Origin of the sequence: Phyllobacterium lublinensis, from assembly GCF_020164435.1 — a bacterium.
In the GTDB taxonomy this organism is placed as follows: domain Bacteria; phylum Pseudomonadota; class Alphaproteobacteria; order Rhizobiales; family Rhizobiaceae; genus Phyllobacterium; species Phyllobacterium lublinensis.
In genome coordinates this window covers 23,213-43,275 of the sequence record NZ_JAIUDQ010000002.1, presented here as the reverse complement: position 1 = coordinate 43,275, position 20,063 = coordinate 23,213, and the positions used below count along the sequence as shown (strand labels likewise).

17 protein-coding genes are annotated in these 20,063 nt (G+C 59.3%); 2 read left to right on the top strand and 15 right to left on the bottom strand.

Features of this window, described 5'->3' with window-relative positions; translation table 11 throughout:
• Positions 1-15: 15 nt before the first annotated feature.
• The 6 genes from K9U38_RS03190 to K9U38_RS03165 form a co-directional block, all read right to left on the bottom strand.
• On the bottom strand, positions 16-1,017 hold the full coding sequence (locus tag K9U38_RS03190; RefSeq protein WP_370631813.1) for an ABC transporter substrate-binding protein: 1,002 nt from the start codon (positions 1,015-1,017) through the stop codon (positions 16-18).
• Between the two features lie 264 nt (positions 1,018-1,281).
• Entirely contained in the window at positions 1,282-2,514 is a 1,233-nt protein-coding gene (locus tag K9U38_RS03185; RefSeq protein ID WP_224492908.1) for a LysR family transcriptional regulator, read from the bottom strand.
• 57 nt (positions 2,515-2,571) lie between these two features.
• Positions 2,572-3,828, bottom strand: a complete 1,257-nt coding sequence (locus K9U38_RS03180; protein ID WP_224492907.1) for an MFS transporter — start codon at positions 3,826-3,828, stop codon at positions 2,572-2,574.
• A gap of 87 nt (positions 3,829-3,915) precedes the next feature.
• Positions 3,916-6,006 (bottom strand): tripartite tricarboxylate transporter permease, encoded by a 2,091-nt coding sequence (locus tag K9U38_RS03175; protein ID WP_224492906.1) that lies wholly within the window; start codon positions 6,004-6,006, stop codon positions 3,916-3,918.
• A 127-nt stretch (positions 6,007-6,133) separates the two neighbouring features.
• Positions 6,134-7,168 carry a Bug family tripartite tricarboxylate transporter substrate binding protein gene (locus K9U38_RS03170; RefSeq protein ID WP_224492905.1) on the bottom strand — a complete coding sequence of 345 codons (1,035 nt, stop codon included), beginning with the start codon at positions 7,166-7,168 and terminating at the stop codon, positions 6,134-6,136.
• A gap of 71 nt (positions 7,169-7,239) precedes the next feature.
• Positions 7,240-8,274, bottom strand: a complete 1,035-nt coding sequence (locus K9U38_RS03165) for a Bug family tripartite tricarboxylate transporter substrate binding protein (protein WP_224492904.1) — start codon at positions 8,272-8,274, stop codon at positions 7,240-7,242.
• Positions 8,275-8,672: 398 nt separating this feature from the next.
• Between K9U38_RS03165 and K9U38_RS03160 the strand changes: the two genes are divergently transcribed.
• Together K9U38_RS03160 and K9U38_RS03155 are read left to right on the top strand one after the other, a co-directional pair.
• On the top strand, positions 8,673-9,653 hold the full coding sequence (locus tag K9U38_RS03160) for an ABC transporter substrate-binding protein (protein ID WP_224492903.1): 981 nt from the start codon (positions 8,673-8,675) through the stop codon (positions 9,651-9,653).
• Between the two features lie 123 nt (positions 9,654-9,776).
• Complete coding sequence (locus tag K9U38_RS03155) at positions 9,777-11,171, top strand: MmgE/PrpD family protein (protein WP_224492902.1); 1,395 nt, start codon at positions 9,777-9,779, stop codon at positions 11,169-11,171.
• A 30-nt stretch (positions 11,172-11,201) separates the two neighbouring features.
• Here the strand turns inward: K9U38_RS03155 and K9U38_RS03150 are convergent, their stop codons facing one another.
• The 9 genes from K9U38_RS03150 to K9U38_RS03110 form a co-directional block, all read right to left on the bottom strand.
• Positions 11,202-11,753 (bottom strand): chromate transporter, encoded by a 552-nt coding sequence (locus K9U38_RS03150; RefSeq protein ID WP_224492901.1) that lies wholly within the window; start codon positions 11,751-11,753, stop codon positions 11,202-11,204.
• A complete protein-coding gene (locus K9U38_RS03145; protein ID WP_224492900.1) occupies positions 11,743-12,300 on the bottom strand; it encodes a chromate transporter in 558 nt (185 codons plus the stop codon). Before K9U38_RS03145 ends, K9U38_RS03150 begins: the two co-directional genes overlap by 11 nt.
• 104 nt (positions 12,301-12,404) lie before the next feature.
• On the bottom strand, positions 12,405-13,766 hold the full coding sequence (locus K9U38_RS03140) for an MmgE/PrpD family protein (RefSeq protein WP_224492899.1): 1,362 nt from the start codon (positions 13,764-13,766) through the stop codon (positions 12,405-12,407).
• Between the two features lie 14 nt (positions 13,767-13,780).
• Entirely contained in the window at positions 13,781-14,686 is a 906-nt protein-coding gene (locus K9U38_RS03135; protein WP_224492898.1) for a substrate-binding domain-containing protein, read from the bottom strand.
• An 8-nt stretch (positions 14,687-14,694) separates the two neighbouring features.
• Positions 14,695-15,675 (bottom strand): PhnD/SsuA/transferrin family substrate-binding protein, encoded by a 981-nt coding sequence (locus K9U38_RS03130; protein WP_224492897.1) that lies wholly within the window; start codon positions 15,673-15,675, stop codon positions 14,695-14,697.
• Between the two features lie 44 nt (positions 15,676-15,719).
• Positions 15,720-17,084 (bottom strand): CapA family protein, encoded by a 1,365-nt coding sequence (locus K9U38_RS03125; RefSeq protein WP_224492896.1) that lies wholly within the window; start codon positions 17,082-17,084, stop codon positions 15,720-15,722.
• Between the two features lies 1 nt (position 17,085).
• Positions 17,086-17,994 (bottom strand): amidohydrolase family protein, encoded by a 909-nt coding sequence (locus K9U38_RS03120; RefSeq protein WP_224492895.1) that lies wholly within the window; start codon positions 17,992-17,994, stop codon positions 17,086-17,088.
• An 81-nt stretch (positions 17,995-18,075) separates the two neighbouring features.
• Positions 18,076-18,945, bottom strand: coding sequence for an amidohydrolase family protein (locus tag K9U38_RS03115; RefSeq protein ID WP_224492894.1), 870 nt, complete (start codon positions 18,943-18,945; stop codon positions 18,076-18,078).
• A 159-nt stretch (positions 18,946-19,104) separates the two neighbouring features.
• Positions 19,105-19,977, bottom strand: coding sequence for an amidohydrolase family protein (locus K9U38_RS03110; protein WP_224492893.1), 873 nt, complete (start codon positions 19,975-19,977; stop codon positions 19,105-19,107).
• Between the last annotated feature and the right edge of the window lie 86 nt (positions 19,978-20,063).

Genomic DNA, 20,063 nt, shown 5'->3' with positions numbered 1-20,063 from the left:
TTGACTTCGCGAGTTCTATGCTTTTGCGTCGACGAACAGCTCGTCTACCGACAGTCTCCTGGGCATGAGTTTCTGCTGGACCGAGTAATCGATAAGCGCCTCGATCGTCGGGAGATTTTCGGCAATCCCGTAGGGAAGCGGGTCATCGCCGACGATGGCGGAAAAGTGCTTGTATTCCAGATCTTCAGCACTCGTCGCTTCGCCCGCGTGCAACCGCTTCAGCCAATTCTCCTTGGCTTGTGAAAATGCCCTGAACAGTTCGTCGGCAATCCATGGATGGGCATTCAGGACAGAGTCCTTGACCACCACAAGTCCGTGAAAGGGATAGATTCCGGTGCGCCGAAACCATTGCGCGCTGAGCTCGAGACCGTTTGGCCAAAGCTCCTTGTAAGAGGTGGTTTCGGTATGCTTTTTCGCTTCCCAGCCCGGTTGCGGCGGTCCTTCGCGACCGATGCCGGCATTTGCAGTGAAACCTGCCTGGATTTCACCCGATGCCATCATTGACGCCAGAGACCTGCCTGCCGGTACGTGCTCGACATTGTCGGGCAGCTGCAACTGCTGCACGTGCTCCTCGTCATCGACGACCCACGTCACCTTGGATATGTCGACGCCATATTCATTGGCGAGGATACCGCGGCCCCAGACCCCGGTGGTTACCGAGTAGGCGCGCACACCGACCTTCTTGCCTTCGAGATCCTTCGGACTCCTGATGCCCGCATCGTCACGCACAACGAAACCGAGGTGATGGAACCGCCGGGTGAGGAAGATTGGCAATGCCTTGAATGGAGCACCGTGCGCGCGGGCAATGTAATAGGTTGTCGGCGCCATTTCGCAGAGGTCAAACTCGACGTCACGCACCATCCGCCGGTAAGCCGCTATGGCGGGTTGGACATCGATATGATTGAGGCCTACCCCGCGGATTTTCACTACGCCATCGCGCAGATCATCTGTATGGCCCTGCTTGCGCAAGGCGACGTCCAAAGTTACGGGGGCTAGCTTCGTTTCCAAGCGTTTCATCCATTCTGGCGGGCTGGATGGCTATCCCGAAACGACGCGGCGGACGGAGTGTCCACCTGCTCTGCTTCACCGATCCCAGCACAATTCTTTGCTGGCTGAAACTCGCCTTTTGGAGGGTCGCAAATCAAATTCCATTGATGTTCGATGCCATCTGTTTTTGTGAAGCGGGCAGCGAAAACACCCACAAGACGGCCATCTGCCGCGTGCGGGGGCGCACGGGGCGGCAAGAAGAATCAGTAGATCATGCTGGTCGACAGGTCGCCGCTATTGCGCCAGACGCGCCTTGGCCTGTTCTCTCAGGAAGTCGAGGAATGTTCGTTGCAAGCGCGTCGGCTCCCAATTCTTTCGGCACGTAACGCCAAGCGCGGCCGGCGGCTCATCTATTTTGTAGTTGAGTGCTACGAGCTGATTGCCAAGCCTTTGTTCGAAAGCCAGCTCAGACTGGGTGAGAAGCGCCATGCGATCACCGCTTGCCAGCATCACGAAAATGGTCGGAAGCGAATGCGTCTCTATGTTGTAGCGAGGTAGCGATCCGCTCTTGAACAACCGGTCGAAGGCGCCCCGCCTGTGGGCGCTGGTTTGCGGCAACAGCCATTCCGAAGCGCGCAAATCTTCAAGAGTGACTTTCTTTTTGGATGTCAGGGGATGCTGCCGGCCAACGGCGATGACATAGGGGTCATATCCCAGGATTTCCTCGGTCACATCATCAATTGGCGGCGGATTCTTCAGGATTCCCAGTAGAAAATCCATTGTTCCCGAGCGGAGTTTGGTCAGCAGGACATCATATGTTCCGTTGACGAGGTTGATTTTGACCTCAGGATATTTCGGAATGAAGTGAACGAGCTCAAGCGAGATGAAATAGCTGCCGGCAAGCATGAGGGAGCCCACAAGGAGACGACCACGAAGGACGCCCTTCTGGGCCCTTATTTCTTCCTCTGCCCATTCCAGCTCGCGGATTGCCAGAAGCAGATGATTCGACAGTTTTGCGCCTGCCTCGTTGGTGGTGGCCCCCTGGGCCGTGTTCTTGAACAGCTTACGCCCGACCTGATGTTCCAAACTCCGGGCCGAGCGGTGAAGCGATGTGAGCGAGACCTGTACATGACGTGCCGCTTGCGCGAACGAGCCATGTTCGTTAACCGCGATCAGCGCAAGAATCTGCGATTTCGTAATCCTGCGGGCGACGGCAGATGCTCTTGCCAGGCTGATCGGATCATCATCAGAGATATCCTGAAGGCCGATATCCATTCTCGAAAAGCAGGCGGCAGCCCGCCGGTGCAGAATTCGCCCCATATCGGTGAGATAGGATCCGGTGCTTGTCCGGGCCAGCAGCGACACATTGAGCTCGACTTCAAGGTTCTGAATCGCCTGGGTGACCGCCGACTGCGACCTGCGAAGCTCTTCGGACGCCCGCGAAATGCTGTCCAGGCGTGCGGCTTCGGAGAACGCCCTCAGCTGCGTCAGGCTGGGAAAGAATATTTTGGGTTCACGCGCGATCATTGTGACCATATCCAACTATTAGCACATTATGGCATCGACCTTCAAAGCCCGCCGGCCTCACGTCGCCGATGACCGGACAAGTCTGTCACGGCGCCTCAGATTCGGGAATATCATGGCCCACAGGATCGAAACTGCGACTGTTCCGGCGCCGCCGAGCAGGATCGCGGGCGCCAATCCGAACAACGCGGCGGTCGCGCCGGATTCAAACTCGCCAAGTTCGTTGGAGGCACCGATGAAGAGCGTGTTTACGGCCGCAACGCGACCACGCATGGCATCCGGCGTGTCGCTCTGGACGAGCGTCTGCCGGATGACGACGCTAAACACGTCAGACGCGCCGATGATCCACAAGAACAGACACGACAGGTAGAAATTCGCCGACAGACCGAGGCCGATAGTGGCCAATCCAAAGATGGTCGTTGCCGTAAAGAGCTTTGCCCCTGCCCGGCGCTCGATCGGGCGATAGGACAGGACGATGCCGAGGGTAATCGCGCCGACGCCAGGCATGGCGCGCAGCAATCCAAGTCCCAATGGTCCGATATGCAGAATTTCACTGGCTATGATGGGAAGGAGGGCCGTTGCCCCGCCGAGAAGCACGCAGAACATGTCCAGCGAAATCGCCCCCAGGATCACGGGGCGATGCCACATGAAGACGAGTCCGGCAAGCGCGTCGGAGAACTTCACCGGCTCCTTGGACGTAGTGTGATTGTGCTTACGGATGCCGAGATAAAGGGCGCTTGCCACAAGGAAGGATGCCGAGGCGCAGGCGAAAGGGAGCCAAGCTCCCCCGATGTACAAAAATCCACCCAACATCGGTCCCATAACGATAGCAGTCTGCCCGACCGAGGACGACATTCCAACGACCCGGCTGAACTGCGCACGGGGGACAACGTTGGCGATCATTGCCTGGATCGCAGGTCCCGCAAAGCTCCTCGCCGCCCCGGAAACCATGAAGAGAATGTATATGGCGCCAATGGAGGTGCCAGGATTCACGACCGCAAACAGCAGCCCGAGGCCGACCAGGCCACTGCTGGCGAGGCATATTGCTGCGATCCATCGCCTGTCATAGCGATCCGCGACGACACCGGCCACGAGACTGAGAAGCAGCTTGGGTGCGAATGCTGCAAGGCCGACAAGGCCAAGCGACCAGGCGCTTCGTGTCAGGTCGTAGATGAACCAGCCAATTGCGACGTTGCAGATCTGGGTGCCGGCGATCCAGAGAAACCGGCCGCACAGCAAGCGGATGACGTCGGGATCTGAGAACGGGGACTGTTCATCTGCCTGTGCTGCTTTTTCAGCAATCGGGACTAAATTCACTCTGAATATCCTGTTTCCTGACGATCAGCGCCGTCCCGCAATTTCCACACGGGGCGGCGCTCAGATGGGCGTTCCCGGCCAGTAGGCTTACATGGATGGTATAAGGCTTGCGAATGCCGGGAACAGATGGTGCATGAGTGTCTGCGGCCAAGGCAGGTTGAGCAGTTTGTCGAAGACCACGTAGACGAAGATCGTCAACAGGATTGCCTGTGGCAGGACGATTTTCCAAGGTTCACGCGCCTCAACGCGCATGAAGGCGATGACGAAAAGCGGTATCGTTGGAATGAGCCCGATGATCGCCATGGATGCCATGAAGGCGATAAGCCATCCAAAGAACATGCCGGCGCGCAGTAGAATATCGCGTTGATCGACATGGTCGGTGTCGCTCTGCGTATCCATGTGCAGCCCTTCCATTGCCTCCGCTTCCGCCTGCTTGGCAAAGCTCAGGCCTTCCGTCCGGCCCCAAGCGCCCTGCAGGAGGCTTGCACCAATCGCAAACAGCGCGACAATGCAGACGATGCGCGGAACCAGTGCCGATTGCCCCGACCAGCCAAGCGTCTGGTAAAGCAGCGTGGCAATGGCGACGAACAGGGCCGCCGGGAACAAATCGGCAAGGTGGAACGAAAATCTGTTGCCATTTGCGGGTTTTGCAGACTTTGCGGCAATTTCGCCCGCGGCTATCGCACGGCGTTTCTCCCGGGACTTCTTGATGAACGGTCCAAGCAGCCCGTAGCCGGCGATGGCAAAGAAGACTAGAACGACAGGATGGAAGAGCCAGCCAGCGCCATCCAGCTTTATGGAGATGAACATGTAGCGTTCGATCGAGGCCCCCAGGACGACGCCGAGGATCAGCGGCGGGCGTGGCCACCTCATGCGCTTCATCACCCAGCCGAGAATGCCGAATGCGAGCAATGCGAACAGATCGCCCCATTGGCGCGATCCGCCGAAGGCGCCGATATAGATGATGCTGAGCACCACCGGCAGAATGAGCGTGTACCGAAGAGTGGCCAGCTTCGCAAACTGCCCGCTGAACAGATAGCAAAGCCCAGCGCCTATGATGTTGGCGATGGCTATGCTCCACACCATCGAATAGGTGATGGCGAGGTTCTTGCCGAGCATGTCCGGCCCTGGAATGAGCCCCTGGGCGATGAACGCGCCGAGGATGATCGCCATGCCGGCGCTGCCGGGGATACCAAAGGCGACCGTCGTGAGCAGCGAGCCGCCCTCCTTCGCGTTGTTGGCGCTTTCAGATGCGATCACGCCACGAACGTCACCCTTTCCGAATGTCTTGTCTGCGTCCTTCTCGGTTCGCGCCGCATGTCCATAGGCCATCCAGTCCACGACTGCGCCGCCAATTCCCGGCACCGCGCCAAGGGCGGCGCCGATCCAGCTGCAGCGCAGGATCAGCCACCAGTGCCTGAAGCAGTCCTGCGCACCCAGCCACATTCCCGACTTGATGCTGTAACGTGCTCCTTCCGAGATGGAGTTTCTGCCGATCGCAAGGTCGCACAGTTCCGGCAAGGCAAACAGCCCGAGCGTAATCGGGACCAGGGGCATGCCATCCCAGAGATAGAGCGTGTCGAACGTCCACCTGAATGTGCCGGTGCGCGGATCAGTGCCGATCATTGCGATGATGATGCCGATGCAGGCGGCTGCAAGTCCGCGCAGGGGCGCGTTGCCGCTGAGAGCCGCGACCATGGACAGACCAAGGATCGCCAGTGCCGCCATTTCGGGCGTGCCGACATTGAGCATGATGGGCCGCAGGACCGGAACGGCGGCACCCATCAGGACTGCACCGAACAGGCCGCCCATGAGAGACGACATGTAGGACGCACTAAGCGCGCGACCGGCTTCACCTCGCCGCGCCATGGGCAAGCCATCGAGCACGGTCGCGGCCGACCCTGCGCCACCGGGCACACCGAACAGAACCGCCGGAATAGGATCGCCTGTCGACGTGGTCGCCCCGAGACCGAGAAGGAAGGCAAACGCCGTATAGGGGTCCATGGTGAACGTGAAAGGCAGCAAGAGCGCTGTCCCGGCGAGTCCACCGATACCCGGCAGGATGCCCAGGATTACGCCCAGCAGCGCAGCCAGGGCAAGAACCGCCAGACGCATCGGATCAGACAGGATTACCAAAGCGTCCCAGGCTGCTCCGAGCATGCTTACGTCAGGTGCCACAATTTCTCTCCCAATTTTCCAGAAAGGTTTGTTCGCCCATGGCGAAACCACGGTTCAAGACCGGCACAAGGCTTTGCGGTTCGCATGGTGTTTTCTACACGCGAACCGCTTCACGCAGCGTTTGAGGCTATTGCTTCTTGATGAGCGCCTTGACCTTATCAAGAACGGGTTGCGGCGTCTTGTAGAGATTCTCGACGATCTCCTGCACCGCAACGCCGGATACCGGTTCGACGGTTGAGTTCACCTTCTTCAGATCGGCGATGAATTCCGGATCTGCGGCAGCATCGTCAAAGGCCTTGCGCAAGGCTTCGAGGCGATCAGCAGGCACTTCCGGCGGTGCCGCCATCGGACGGCCAGCCTCGAAGGGCGAAACCATGAAGGTGAACAGCGACTTCACATCAGGATCCTTGATGTAGGTCATGATGTTGGGCACTTCCGGAAGGCTCGGATTCGGCTGCATGGCGATCTGCATCAGAACCTTCAGCTTGCCATCCTTGACCCACCCTGCTTCAGCGCCGGTCGCGAGGTTGCTGACCGTGCCGGCCTTTCCATTGACCTCCCCGCGTTCCATGGCGAGGCCCACTTCTTCGCTGCCCTGATAGCCCATGACAATGTCAAATTTGGTCCCCAGATACTCGTTCATGAGCGCCGGGATGGTGCGGGTTTCGTTGGCATAGCCCGTTGCGCCCATCGTCATCTGGGTCGTGAACAGGTCCTCGGTTTTCTTGACCGGAGAGGTTTCCCACGAAGTAATGGCATATTCTTCCTTGTTCAGGCTGCCGAGCCAGTTCACCTTGCGTGGATCGAATTCCTTGTTCTCGTCCGATACCAGCGGCAGGTAGAGATTGTTGCGCTGCAGGAGTGCAACCACCGTTCCGTCACGCGGCTGGGTGGTCTGGAGCTGCGTTCCGACCAGCAGGCCCCCGGCACCCGGCTGATTGACAACGATCACGTTGGGCTGACCGGGGATGTGCTTTGCATAATACTTTGCAAAGGCCCGACCGAAAAAGTCCGTGGAGCCGCCAGCAGCAGCACTGATGATGAATGTCAGGTTTTTGCCTTTGTAGAATTCCTCGACCGTCTGGGCCTGAGCAGCGCCAGTCAGAACAAGACCAGCGCCGAATACAGCACCCGCGATCCTCACCATTTTAAGCAGTTTCATTGGATCCTCCTGATTTATTCTTGGGTCGAAAGCTTTGGGCTGTCGACCATTTTCCGTTGCAAACACCTTGGTTATTGCGGTGTCATCAATGCCTTGACCTTGGCGACCACCGATTCCGGTGTCGCGTAGAGCGATGCGATGATTGCCTCGACCTCCTGACCCGTGATCGGCTCGACCGATGAGTTCATCTTTTTCATGGCTGCCAGGAAGTCCGGGTCGGCCGCCGCCTCATCAAAAGCCTTGCGGAGTGCGGCAAGGCGATCTTCCGGGATGCCAGGCGGTACGGCGAACGGCCGGCCGGCATTGAGCGGAGCGAACATGAAGTTGGCCAATGCCAAAACCTCCGGGTCCTTGCTGAATTCCGTGATGTTCGGAACATCAGGAAACGCAGGGCTTTTCTCCACGCCAACTTGTACGATGACGTGCAGCTTCCCTTCCTTGACCCAACCGGCTTCATTGCCTGCGGTAAGGTTGTTGACGGTCAGCATGCGACCCTGGACCTCGCCGCGCTCCATCGCAAGACCGATCGCCTCACTGCCTTCATAGCCCGTGACGATATCGAACTTGGTACCGAAATACTGATTGAGCATGGCGGGGAAAGTGCGATTCTCGTTGGCGAACGAGGTCGAGCCGATCTTCAGCGTGGTGGTAAACAGATCCTCCGCCTTCTTGACCGGGGCAGAATCCCATGCGGCGACCGTGTAGTTTTCCTTGTTCAGGCTGCCCAGCCACTTGATCTGACGTGGATCGAATGCCTTGTTTTCCTCGGACACCAGCGGCAGATACATGTTGTTGCGCTGCAGAAGCGCAATCACGGTACCGTCGCGAGGCCGCGTGCTTTGCAATTGAAGCGCTGTGACCATGCCGCCGGCACCTGGCTGGTTCTCGACGATTATTTTTGGCTGGCCGGGAATGTACTTGGACAGATAAGGCAGGAATTCTCGGGCAAAGAAGTCCGCAGCTCCCCCGGGAGCGGCGCTGACGACCAGCGTGACCGTGTTTGCCTTGTAGAATTCCTCGACCGTCTGGGCCGATGCGACCGAATGTGCAGACAGGCATAGTGCCAGTGTCAATCCGGAAGTTCTGAATGCGTTGATGACGTTCAATGGTTCCTCCCTTTGTTATTACTTCGCCTGCCCTCGTATTCCAATTCTCCTCACTTCGTACGGTACCGGTTCCCCGCTGGTGCGTTCCTTGCGGGATCACCTGTGATTGCAGCCCGGTTGATCGGGTCCTCCTCCCGCTCAAACACTGGCCAATGACGCTGTTCGCCATTGCAATGTTTGTTAGAGCTAGAACATCCAATCGCCTGCGAAAATACAGTTTCCGAGAATCTTATGGCGACGCGCTGCTATTCGATGTCCCCGAATCTTATGGCCTCGCCCGAGGATTCTATGTGAGCGGCGCGCGCGGGAGGGATACTAGAGAACCGTCAAAACAGGCGATCTTCCGGACGCGACTGCTCAAGTGTTCGCCGTCCGGTCGCCGCTACGGAGGAACACCTATGGCAGACACGCATACCTTCACTGCAGCCGTGCGCACGCACGGCCAGACGGCAGACCTCAAGAACGGTTCCGTGACGGTTCCGGGCGTTGATTTCGAATTTCTCGATATCAAGCCGCAGATCGCAGCGTATCGGCGCATGGTGCGGAACGTGGAATTCGACATCTGCGAGCTTGCGTCGACGACCTATATGATCGCGCGCGGTTTTGGTAAGCCGTTCAAGGCTCTGCCGGTATTCTTTGGTCGCCGCTTCCACCATCACGGGCTTGTCGTTCGCCCGGACTCGGGTATTTCCACGCCCAAGGATCTGGAAGGCAAGAAGGTTGGTGTTCGTGCCTATACAGTTACCACCGGTGTGTGGACGCGCGGCATTCTCCAGAATGAATACGGCGTCGACCCCTACAAGGTGAACTGGATGGTAGATGACGAAGAGCACGTCCAGGAACTCAAGCTGCCAGACAACGTCCAGCACGTTCCGGAAGACAAGTCGCTGGCCAGCATGATGGCAAATGGTGAGATTCAGGCAGGGTTTCTTGCCAATGCCGGGATCGGCCGCGAGGGCAAACCCCGCGAGGACTGGGCGGCAAAGCCCAGCTATCCCACCGACACCTATCGCGAACTTATCCCGGACGCGGAAGCCGCAGAAGCGGAATGGTACAAGCGCACCGGTATCCTGCCCTGCCACGGCACGATCGTCATCAAGGATGAAGTTGCAGCAAAGTACCCGGACCTGCCCCGCCGGCTCTATGATGCCTTCCTCGAATCGAAGGAGCGTTATCTGGAAAAAGTGCGCAGTGGCGAGGCGACGGAAAAGAAGGACAACAGCGTTCGCAAGATGATCGATCTCGTTGGCCCTGACCCGATGCCCTACGGCCTGAAAGCCAACCTGCAGTCAATTGAAGCGCTGCGAACCTATGCTTTCCAACAGGGTCTGATGCCCACGCGCATGCCCATCGAAGACCTGTTCTACAACTTCGATTGAACGACCTGCCGGCGAATGCAGCGATGCTTCGCCGCCTGTCTTGCCGGTCGACCGCTCGTCGCGGCCGACCAAGGGAAAAGCGGGGTGCGGAGCGCTCCTCAAATCAGCGGTCGGAGGAAAATAATGGGACATGTCGTCAGGGAGACGGATATCGATGCGCAAGCGGGCCCGACGCCGACCGCTGAAATGTTGCGGCTCAATCAGGAGCTCGTCTGGTCGAACTTGCCCCACGACGTCCGGCACGCCGCAAAACGGCACTGCCTGGATACAATCGGCGCCATGATTGCCGGAGCGCAGAGCGAAATCACGACCCAGGCCGAACACCTGCTTTCAAGCCTCAGACCGGCGGGCAGCGTTCCGGTTCCCGGCCGGGCCAGGCGCGCTGATATTCTGGACGCATCCTATCTTGGCGGGATATCCGCCCACGGCATTGAACTCGATGACGGTTTTCGGCAAGGTGCGGTCCACCCGGGGGCTCCAATCGTTTCCGCCATTCTTCCGATCGCGTTCGACCGGGGGAGTCCAGGCACCGATTTCCTCACGGCCATGGTCGCCGGCTATGAGACGATGCTGTCCATTGCACAGGCCGTGCACCCCGTGCTCAGGCGCAGGGGGTTCCATCCCACTGGTATAATCGGGACGCTCGGCGCCGCGGCCGGTGCTGCCAAACTGCTTGGCCTGTCGCACCAGGCCTCATCCAACGCGCTCGGACTTGCGGCCAGCAGCGCGGCAGGCCTGCATGCCTATGTGAGCGGAGGTGCCGAGGTAAAACGCCTGCATGGCGGGCATGCCGCTCGCGAGGGACTTCAGGCGGCTCTCTTTGCGAAGGAGGGAATTGCCGGACCGCCCAACGTCGTCGAGGGCAAGGATGGCTTCCTTCAATGTTTTGCCTCCGGTGCCGAAGCGGAAAAATTCACCCCTTCAAATGGAACACACTACCTGATAAGTAGATGTTATATAAAGCCTTTCGCCTGTTGCAGGCATTTGCAACCAGCCGCGGAAGCGCTGATCTTCCTCATTCACGAGTTCGGAATAGAGGCGTCGGAAATAGATGAGATCCTCGTCGAAACCTACCATCTTGCCGGTGAATTTGCGGATATGGGATGGAATGATTTTGCATCCGCTCAGCTGAGCTTTCCATTCATCATGGCGATCTCGGCGACATATCACGACATCCAGCTCGGACATTTCGAGCGTGAGGTTCTCGATGACCCCTCCATTGCTAACCTGTGCGGTCGGGTTCGGGTGGTCGTGACGGAGGAAATGGACAAGCTCTACCCAGCCTTGCGACCGTCGAAAGTCACGGTCACCACGAAGCAGGGTCGCTTCACCAAGCAGGTGGACGAGGCGCTCGGCGCGCCGGAATTCCCGCTTTCCGACGAAGGGCTGAGCACCAAGTTTGTCGGCCTTGTCACCCCGGTTCTGGGAGAAGATCGCGCCCGGGCGGCTTTGAGGCGTCTCTGGGCGCTCGATAGTGAAACCGACATGGCCGAGCTGCTTTCCTCGCTCACCCCATAAAGCCCAACGCACCTCCGTGATGCGGCTCGCTCAGCCAAAGAGCAGGCTGATCAGAAGGTTGGCCACAGCTCCGGCACCGATGACGATCAGGGGATGCAGGCCAGGCAACAACAGGCATGCCGCCGCCGATGCCGCAGCAATTGCCAGCAGGCCGAGGCTGGTCGAAACCAGCATGCCGATGCTGGTGACACCTGCAATGAGCAGGCCCGCCCCGATGGGCAGCAGCGCTTTTTCCAGGGTTCGCATGACGGGATGGGTACGATAACGGCCCCATATGGCGGCACAGGCGATGCAAAGGATCGACGAGGGCAGGAACATGCCGATCGTGGCGACCAGCGCGCCGGGTATGCCCGCGACTTTCAGACCGATCAGCGTGGTCAACATCATCGAGCCGGGACCGGGTGCTGCCCGCGCAATTGCAAAGAGTTCCAGGAACTCCGGACCCGTCGTCCAGTGATAGACATCGACCACCTGATGCTGGATCGCCGAGAGGACGGATATGCCTCCGCCGAACGCCGACAATGAAAGCGGGGCGAAGACCAGGAACAGCTTTATCAGAAGATTGAAGCCCTCATCCTTCATGGGTGCGCCCAAAAAGTCTTACCCCGGCGAAGCTGATGCACAGTGCAACGGCGACCGTCAGCAACAGGGGAATTTTCGCAAGGACTGCGACGGCGGTAGCGATAAGGACCAATGCTCCATACCATTCCTTGCCACCATGCCGGATGCTCCGGACCATCACGTAGAAAACGGGACCGATTGCCCCCGCCGCAGCTCCTTGCATGACCGCATCCATCGCGGGCCCCGTGAACCATCGGAGCAGATAAAAGATGGCAAGCACCAGACAGAACGGGCCGATCAGGTTGCCCGCGAGTCCTGCGATCGCCCCCCTTACACCCAGAAGCCGATAGCCCAGAATGGCCGTGACGTTAGCCGAATTGGCTCCCGGCAGAATGCGGGCGGCCGCCATGTCGCTGAGGAATTCGACTTCCGTAACCCATGCGCGCTTGTTGACGAATTCTCGAAACGTCCAGCCCGAGACTCCACCGCCAAAGCTGAACATGCTGACCTTGAAGGCGATGGTGAACATCTGCAGGACCGAAGGCCCATTCTGCTTGACCTCGGTCATTCGCGCCTCCGCCAGACGGCTCTGTCTTCGGACCGCCAATGGTCAATCATGCGAATCTCCTCGAACCTTCTCGCCCTGCTGCCTGACCGGAGACGCGCAGGCTGTCAAGCAGCGTGCGGGAGCTGCCCGATCCACGTAATTCCACTTTCGTTCTCGATGTTTTCCAACCGCGCTAGCAGGTCCTTTGCGCCGTGGTGACCGCACACAGGCTCCGTGAGGGTCAAGAAGCGGCGTCCCAATTGCTCGGCGGTTGTCGGCATCGTCGGCGTGCCCGGAAAATCCTCCTGATAGCGGTGCAAGACACGCCCGTCGCGGAGCTCGATCTCGATCTCCGCGGTCCAGTCGGAATGACCGCCGGCACCGTCGCGCAGCTCGACGGAGATACGGTCGCGAAGCTGACGCATGCCCTCATGGCGCAACGACTGTTCCCCAAAGGCATCAGGGTCGGCCTCGTGGCCGTAGAGCGCCACCGCCACGCAGAACGGGATGCTGTAGGATGCGCTGATCGGGTCGCTCGGCTGCTGGTTCGAATTGTGATGAACCATACGATGCGTGCCCCTCACAATCACGCGCTCCACATCGTCCGGAACGAAGCTGTTTTCCGAACGCAGAACCTCCACGGCAAAGATCGGCATGTGGGCGGTGATGTGCGCGGCGTAGCGCTTGAAGCAAATCGACAGCGTCTCGAACGTCTCGCCAAGCCCAACGACAAGCAGGCTGGCATCATGCTCGGAACAGAAACCGTTCAGCAGGCCGTATTTGCCCTCCAGGACGCCCGATGGTCCGACCATGCCTGATGCTGCCCACAGTGCGGCCGCAACCCCGTTCTGGGCCGCCTTGCCGAGATGAAGCCTTTTCACCAGGGGCCCGCCGCCAGCTGCAAACTGCATCAGTCCGCCGCTCATCGAACCCGCTATGCCGAAAGCGCTTGCCATCCTTGCGCCGTCGATACCCAGCAGATGGCCCGCGGCGGCGGCTGAGCCGAACGGACCGGTGATCGCCGGTGCATGGAAGCCATTGGTTTCAATGGACTGCTTCGTCGCCTTGCCAACGCGGATGAGCACTTCGCAACCCGCCACGATCGACGTCAGCAGCTGGGTTCCGGAAGCATTCTTCTGCTGCGCTACTGCGAGCGCAGCCGGAATGATGGTGGCACCTGGATGCACGCCAACGCCCGGTTTGCGAAGACTGTCCATTTCAAGGCCATGGATCAGCAGCCCATTCACCAGCGCAGCAATCTCGGGCGTGCTGTTCGGCGCGATATTTGAGAACAGGACCGAAGCGCCCGTCGCGGGTGTCCCAACATATCCCTTTAGGATGTCGATCCATCTCGCACGGCTGCCGCGATAACCAATGGCAACCGAATCGATGAGGCAGTCCTTGGCACGGCGAAGCACGTCCGGCGGGATGTCTTCGTATCTGAGACCGGCTGCATATTCGGCAAGCTGCGATGTTTCATCCGCCATTGTGAGCGCTCCTCCTAGCTTGTCATGCCCGCGGCCCCGGCGATGCCTCGAATGTCATCGAACAGCTCATCGACCTCGAACGGCCGATCGATCAGGTGCTGCTGATAGGCGAACTGGATAACCAGTTCGAGATTCCTGCGATTCTCCTCGATGCCGAACGGCACCATGTCTATGCCGAGGTCCGACCTGGCGCCCGCCGCTTCCTTGCTCTCGCGGAGCATGCGCACCAGCTCCACGACCGACTCCGGATCGGATTCCACGATCGACTTGCGCACAACGAAGAGGTGATTGACCGGTACGATATGGTGCCGCTCATACCATTGCATCGCTGCCGCCTGGGGATCCGGAACGAGTGTCCTATAGGGAGGTGTATAGAGCGCCCTCGATGCAAGCGAGATGGGGATCGCCGCCGCGACCTCCCCGTCTCCCAGCAAACCGTCCGGCTGTTGGCCGGGCGCTGCGCGAACGACGTTGGCCGGATCGGAATATTCCGCCAGATGTGACTCGTCGCAGGTCACCCAGGTGACCTGATCGCTGTCGACGCCATAGTCCTGATCGAGGATTCCTCGGACCCAGACGCCCGTTGTCTGGGAATATGTGCGGACGGCGGCCGAACGGCCCTCAATATCCTTCGGCGAAAGTTCGCCGTGGGCAGAGTTGTAGCAGATGCTGCCGTGGTGAAAGCGCGAACTGACGACGACGGGCAGCAACACAAGCGATTTTCCGAAGGCCTTGGCCTGAAGATAGGTGACGATGGCAAGCTCACCGCAATCAAACGCCAGATCGCGCACGAACGGCTTGAAGGCCTCGTGCGGCTGGGGTTCGTCGGCGAAATCCAGCGTCACCCTTGGGGAACGGATGCGGCCGTCCTTCAGAGGCTGCAGATGGGCATGGTTGCCGAGAAGCGTGCGAAGCCTCACCATCGCGCTTAATCGATGTCGAGGAAGAGATCCTTGACCGGCAGGGCGCGGGGAATCAGCTTCTGTTGCACTGCATAAGTCATCAGCGCTTCGAGCGTTGGCATATTCGCCCTCAAGCCATATGGCAGCGGATCGCCCACCGCCTTCTGCTGCTTGCGATAGCGATTGTCGATCGCCGCGTCGGCGGTGCCGTTGTCGAGGCTTCCCAGGTAGCGGCGCTTGCCTTCCTTGAGGGCATCATAGAGCGCATGGGCCAAGCCGGGCCGATCGGCCAGCACGTCGTCACGAATAACCAGCAGGCTGTGCATCGGATAAATGCCTGTGCGATTGTACCATTCAACGCCGCGTTCGAACGGATTGTCCACGAGCTCGCGATACTGCGCGGTTTCCGCCGAAAGGCCGGCCCGACCCAGGCCAGCATGGCCGTCATTCGCCGCCTTGTCGGCCCGGCTCAGGAAGCCTCCCTGGATACTGCCCGATGCCATCAGCTGCGGCAGTGATTTCGGCGGGGCATGCTCCACATTCGGTGGCAGTTTCAGTTGCGTGACGTGCTCCTCGTCATCGACAACCCAAGTCACCCTGTCATTGTCAAGGCCGAACTCGTTGATGTAGACACCGCGGGTCCACACGCCGGTCGTACCGGAATAGGACCGGACCCCTGCCCGCTTGCCCTCGAGGTCACGCACGGTATTGATGCCGGAATCCTCGCGGACAACGAAGCCTCCGTGATGGAATCGTCGCTCGAAAAAGACCGGCAGCGCCTTGTAGGGCGCATGGCCGATGGCCTTGGCGATAAAATAGGTCGTCGGCGCCAGTTCGCAGATTTCGAACTCGACGTCGCGGATCATGCGCCTGAATGCGGCAACCTGCGGAACGACCTCGATGAAATCGAGCTTTGCGCCGTCAACGGGGATATTCCCGTTCTTGATATCGGCGGTATGGCCATAGGTCCGCAGGGAAATGCCAACCGGTTTGTCGTTGTTAGCCAAGACTGTCTCCTTGCATATGATGCCAATGCCCCGTGGCGCCGGCGTTATTCGATGGCAACGGTTGCGCGCTCTCCCTCGATCACCACTGTGGTGCCGAAGCGCTCGCTGAGATGTTTGACGCGCTCCAGCACGAACTGTGCAACCTCGCCGGTGGCAATAACCGGCCTGCCCCGTTCCGACCGCCGCGTGCCATAGCCAAGGTCGAGTGGATGCAGGATCAGCTTCGAGAGGCGACCCGCCTTGAATTCACATTCAGCTGCGATGCTCGACCAATATCGTCGCGAGCCGTCGAAACCTTTCGTGCCGTTGCCGGAGCGTTCTTCAATGAAGTCGGCGGGCGTGGCATCGACGGCCATGCCGAAGCGCGCATAGGCGTCGGCCGGATAGGCAGTCACCGTATCGTTCTGGAGAATGAAGTTGCCCAGCGAATGCAGGATTGGCTTTCCCTTGTAGATCTCGACGCCGAAGGGCACATGCGGGCCGTGGCAGACCACCATGTCTGCACCGGCATCGATCGCGGCGTGGCAGAACTCAAGCGCAAACGTCGCCGGTTCTTCCATGTCCGCCTTGGATTTGGCCTCTTCCTGACCGGCCGGGCCGAGCTCATGGTTGTGAAAGGCAAACACCACCCAATCGGCGCGCCGGCGGGCGTCACTGATCTGGCGCAGATTGTCTGCCGCATCTTCCGGATGAACGGCGGTCGTCACGGAAAAATCCGAACCCAAGCGGAACTTGTTGTCGAGGAAGACAATCTCTTCTGCGCGATCCAGCGGCGCTTCGGTGCTGGAATAGAAGTGGCTGGCATTTCGCTTCTGCGCCTTGGCATAGCCAAGCGCTTCCTTCATCCGTGAAATCTCACCGAACGATTTTTCATCGACGGTATGCACCTTGGTAAACCGCAGCGGATTGATGCCCGGCCGGCCGGGCGTATCCGGCCTGCTGTCTCCTGCCCGCGCATGGGCGCCAAAGAACGAGGTCGCCGATACGATCGCCACCCGTCCGTTCCTGGTGTCGAGATAGCCGGGCGCTCGCGCCGTCATCAGGGTCGGACCAATCCCGGCAAATGGCAGCCGCGCCTCGCCAAGGTATTTCTTCGTCGCGAGAATACCGCCGACACCATAGTCGCAGGCATGGTTGTTGGAGGCGGACACCAGGTTGATGCCCATCCATTGGAGATCGCCCACCAGTTCGGGCGGGGTCGACATGATGGTTCCTGTCGAAACGTTCGGGTTGCCCTCATTCTCGGTGCGAACGGTCGTTTCCAGGTTGGCAATCGACGCGTCCGCGGATCGAAGCAATTCGACCAGCTGCAGATATTCGGGTTCTTCGAACCGCGTCAGACTACGCGTTGGCATGGCGTCACCGACCGCCACGAACCGGATGTCTCTGCCCTCGGAGGAATAGACCATTTCAGCGACCTCCCTTTGCAACGAATGCTGGCCGCTGGGCGGTCTCAGACCGCGGCAGTGCGCGGTCGAGAGCCGGGTAGAGATGAAGGGCGGTCTTGCCGAGGATCCAATCCTGATCGCTCCCTGAAAGCGAAGAGAGGCCCTGCCTTGCCCGGTCCAGGAGGTCCTTCAACGAGCCGTTGGATGCCGGATAGTTCGAACCCCAGGCCAGGCGATTGGCACCAAATTCGGCCACGAGCCTGCCGAACATCGCTTCTGGCGTGGAGTTGCCCTTCTTCGCCTCAGAGAAGGCAGCGCTCTTGAGCTTCAGATAAAGATTGGGATATTTCGCAAGGTCGAACAGCGGCTGGACAGGCTCATAGGGCGCTCCGCTGCTGAAATCGGCTTTGCCGAGCTGGTCAAGAATGAAGTTGACCCTTGGAAACTGCTTCAGCACATTCTCAAGCTGCGAGAGGACGTCAATCGTCACGTTGACGGCAACCGGGATGCGGTTCTGTTCGGCATAGTCGTAGCAGGGAAATACCCTGGGATCGTCGATGGCAAGCCACGCGTCTTTCATCGTGCTGCCTCGCGTGAAGATGCGTATCCCCGTCAGGCCCTTTTCGTACCAGTGCCGCATTGTCTCGGCGGCGTCAGGTGCCAGGACGTTGATCGAAAACACCCCCGTCAGCTTGTCCGGATGCTCCGCCACGGCATCTGCCAGATACTCGCAGGAGAAGCCGTATGTGGTCGAGGAGTGAACGACAGCAGCCTTGTCGACCCCCGCCTCGGCCATGGACTGAAGCAGCGTTTCCGTCGTCACCGAGCGTTCATGCGACCAGTCGGACCTCTTGCCGCCGATCGGGGTGATTGGATAGCGCTTCTCGTCATCGGAGACGATATGCGGGTGGATATCAACGATCTCGCTCATCTGTTTCCTCGCTTGCGGGCCCATTGGAATGCCGCCCGCTCAATTTTCCTGTCATATGCTCCGCGCTTGACCGGAGCGGTGTCAGGCTGCCGCGACGTTCTGCTTGACCAGAGCCGGATAAAGATGAAGCGCCGTCTTGCCGAGGATCCAGTCCTGGTCGCTCTGTGGCAGCGAGGAAAGCGATTTCCTTGCCAGTGTAAGAAGGTCCTTGAGCGAGCCGGCGGACGCCGGGTAGTTGGAGCCCCAGGCCATGCGATTGGCACCGAATTCCGAAACGATCTTCTCGAACACCGTTGCGGATGTTGCCTCGCCATTGTTGGACTGCTGAAAATTGCGCGTGACGACCTTGAGAAACAGGTTGGGATATTTGGCCAGGCGAAACAGGGGTTCGGCCGCCTTGAACGGCGCACCGTCACTGAAATCGCTGTTTCCCATGTGGTCAGTGATGAATTTGACGTTCGGGAACTGCTTCAGCACATTCTCCATCTGGTCGTAATCCTTGAAGGCCACGTTGGAAGCGATGGATATGCCCTTTTCTGCCGCATATTCGTAGCAGGGGAAAATGCGTGGATCGTCAATGGCAAGCCAGGAACCGGACAGCGTGCTGCCGCGCGAAAAGATGCGCATGCCCGTGCAGCCGCGCTCGAACCATTTCTTCATGTCGGCCGGCGCGCTCGGCTCAAGCACGTTGACCGAAAACACCCCGGTCAGCCGACCGGGATGACGCAGGACCGAATCCGATACATATTCGCAGGAGAAACCGTAGGTGGTCGAGGAATGGACGACGGCCGCCTTGTCCACACCGGCCTCGTCCATGCTTTCGATAAGTTGCTCCAGCGTGATCGAACGCTCATGCGACCAGTCGGAGCGCTTGCCGCCGATCGGCGTGACCGGGTAGCGCGCTTCATCTGCAGACACGATGTGAGGGTGGATATCGACGATTTCACTCATTCTTCTCTCCCTTGCCCGGTTCTCGGAACCGCTTTTGTGATTGGACGCACTCAAGGCAGTGCGCCATATGGTCGTCATGTGTCGGCTGGGTCCGCTATCCGAGACGCTGACCAAGCCCGAGCTCGGCCAACCTCGAATGATCCACGATACCGCAGCAGTTCAGGCCGCAGCGGCCTTGTTCTTGTCGAGCACCGGATAGAGATGCAGCGCCGTCTTGCCGAGAATCCAGTCCTGGTCGGCCTGCGGCAGGGATGAAAGGCCGGTCTTCGCCAGCTGAAGCAATTCCTTCAACGTTCCCGCCGATGCCGGATAGTTTGACCCCCAAGCCATGCGGTTGGCGCCGAATTCCGACGTCAGCTTCTTGAACAGGGTTTCGGAAGTCGACTTGCCGTTGTTTGCCTCGGAGAAGTTGCGGGTCGCGACCTTCAGGTAAAGGTTCGGATATTTGGCTAGGCGAAACAGGGGTTCGGCCGCCTTGAATGGCGCACCATCGGAATGGAAGTCCGTCCTGCCGAGGTGGTCGAGAACATAGTTCACCTTGGGAAACTGCTTGAGCACGTTTTCCAGCTGGTCGAACAATTCCACCGTGATGTTGGAAGCGATGGATATGCCCTTTTCGGACGCATATTCGTAGCAGGGGAAGATGCGCGGATCATCGATGGCAAGCCAGGACCCGGACAGTGTACTGCCGCGCGAAAAAATGCGCATGCCCGTGCAGCCGCGCTCGAACCACTTCTTCATGTCGGCCGGCGCGCTCGGCTCAAGCACGTTGACCGAGAACACCCCGGTCAGCCGATCGGGATGACGCAGGACCGAATCCGAGACATACTCGCAGGAAAAGCCATAGGTAGTTGAGGAATGCACGACGGCCGCCTTGTCCACACCGGCCTCGTCCATGCTTTCGATGAGCTGCTCCAGCGTGATCGAACGCTCATGCGACCAGTCTGAGCGCTTGCCGCCGATCGGCGTGACCGGATAGCGTGCTTCATCTGCAGACACGATGTGCGGGTGGATGTCGACGATTTCACTCATGGTGTTTCCTCTTGGTTTAGGGATAGTTTTCTTCAGCCTTCGGTTTGAGAATGGCCGCCGATCGGCCATGTTGATCGATGGTTACG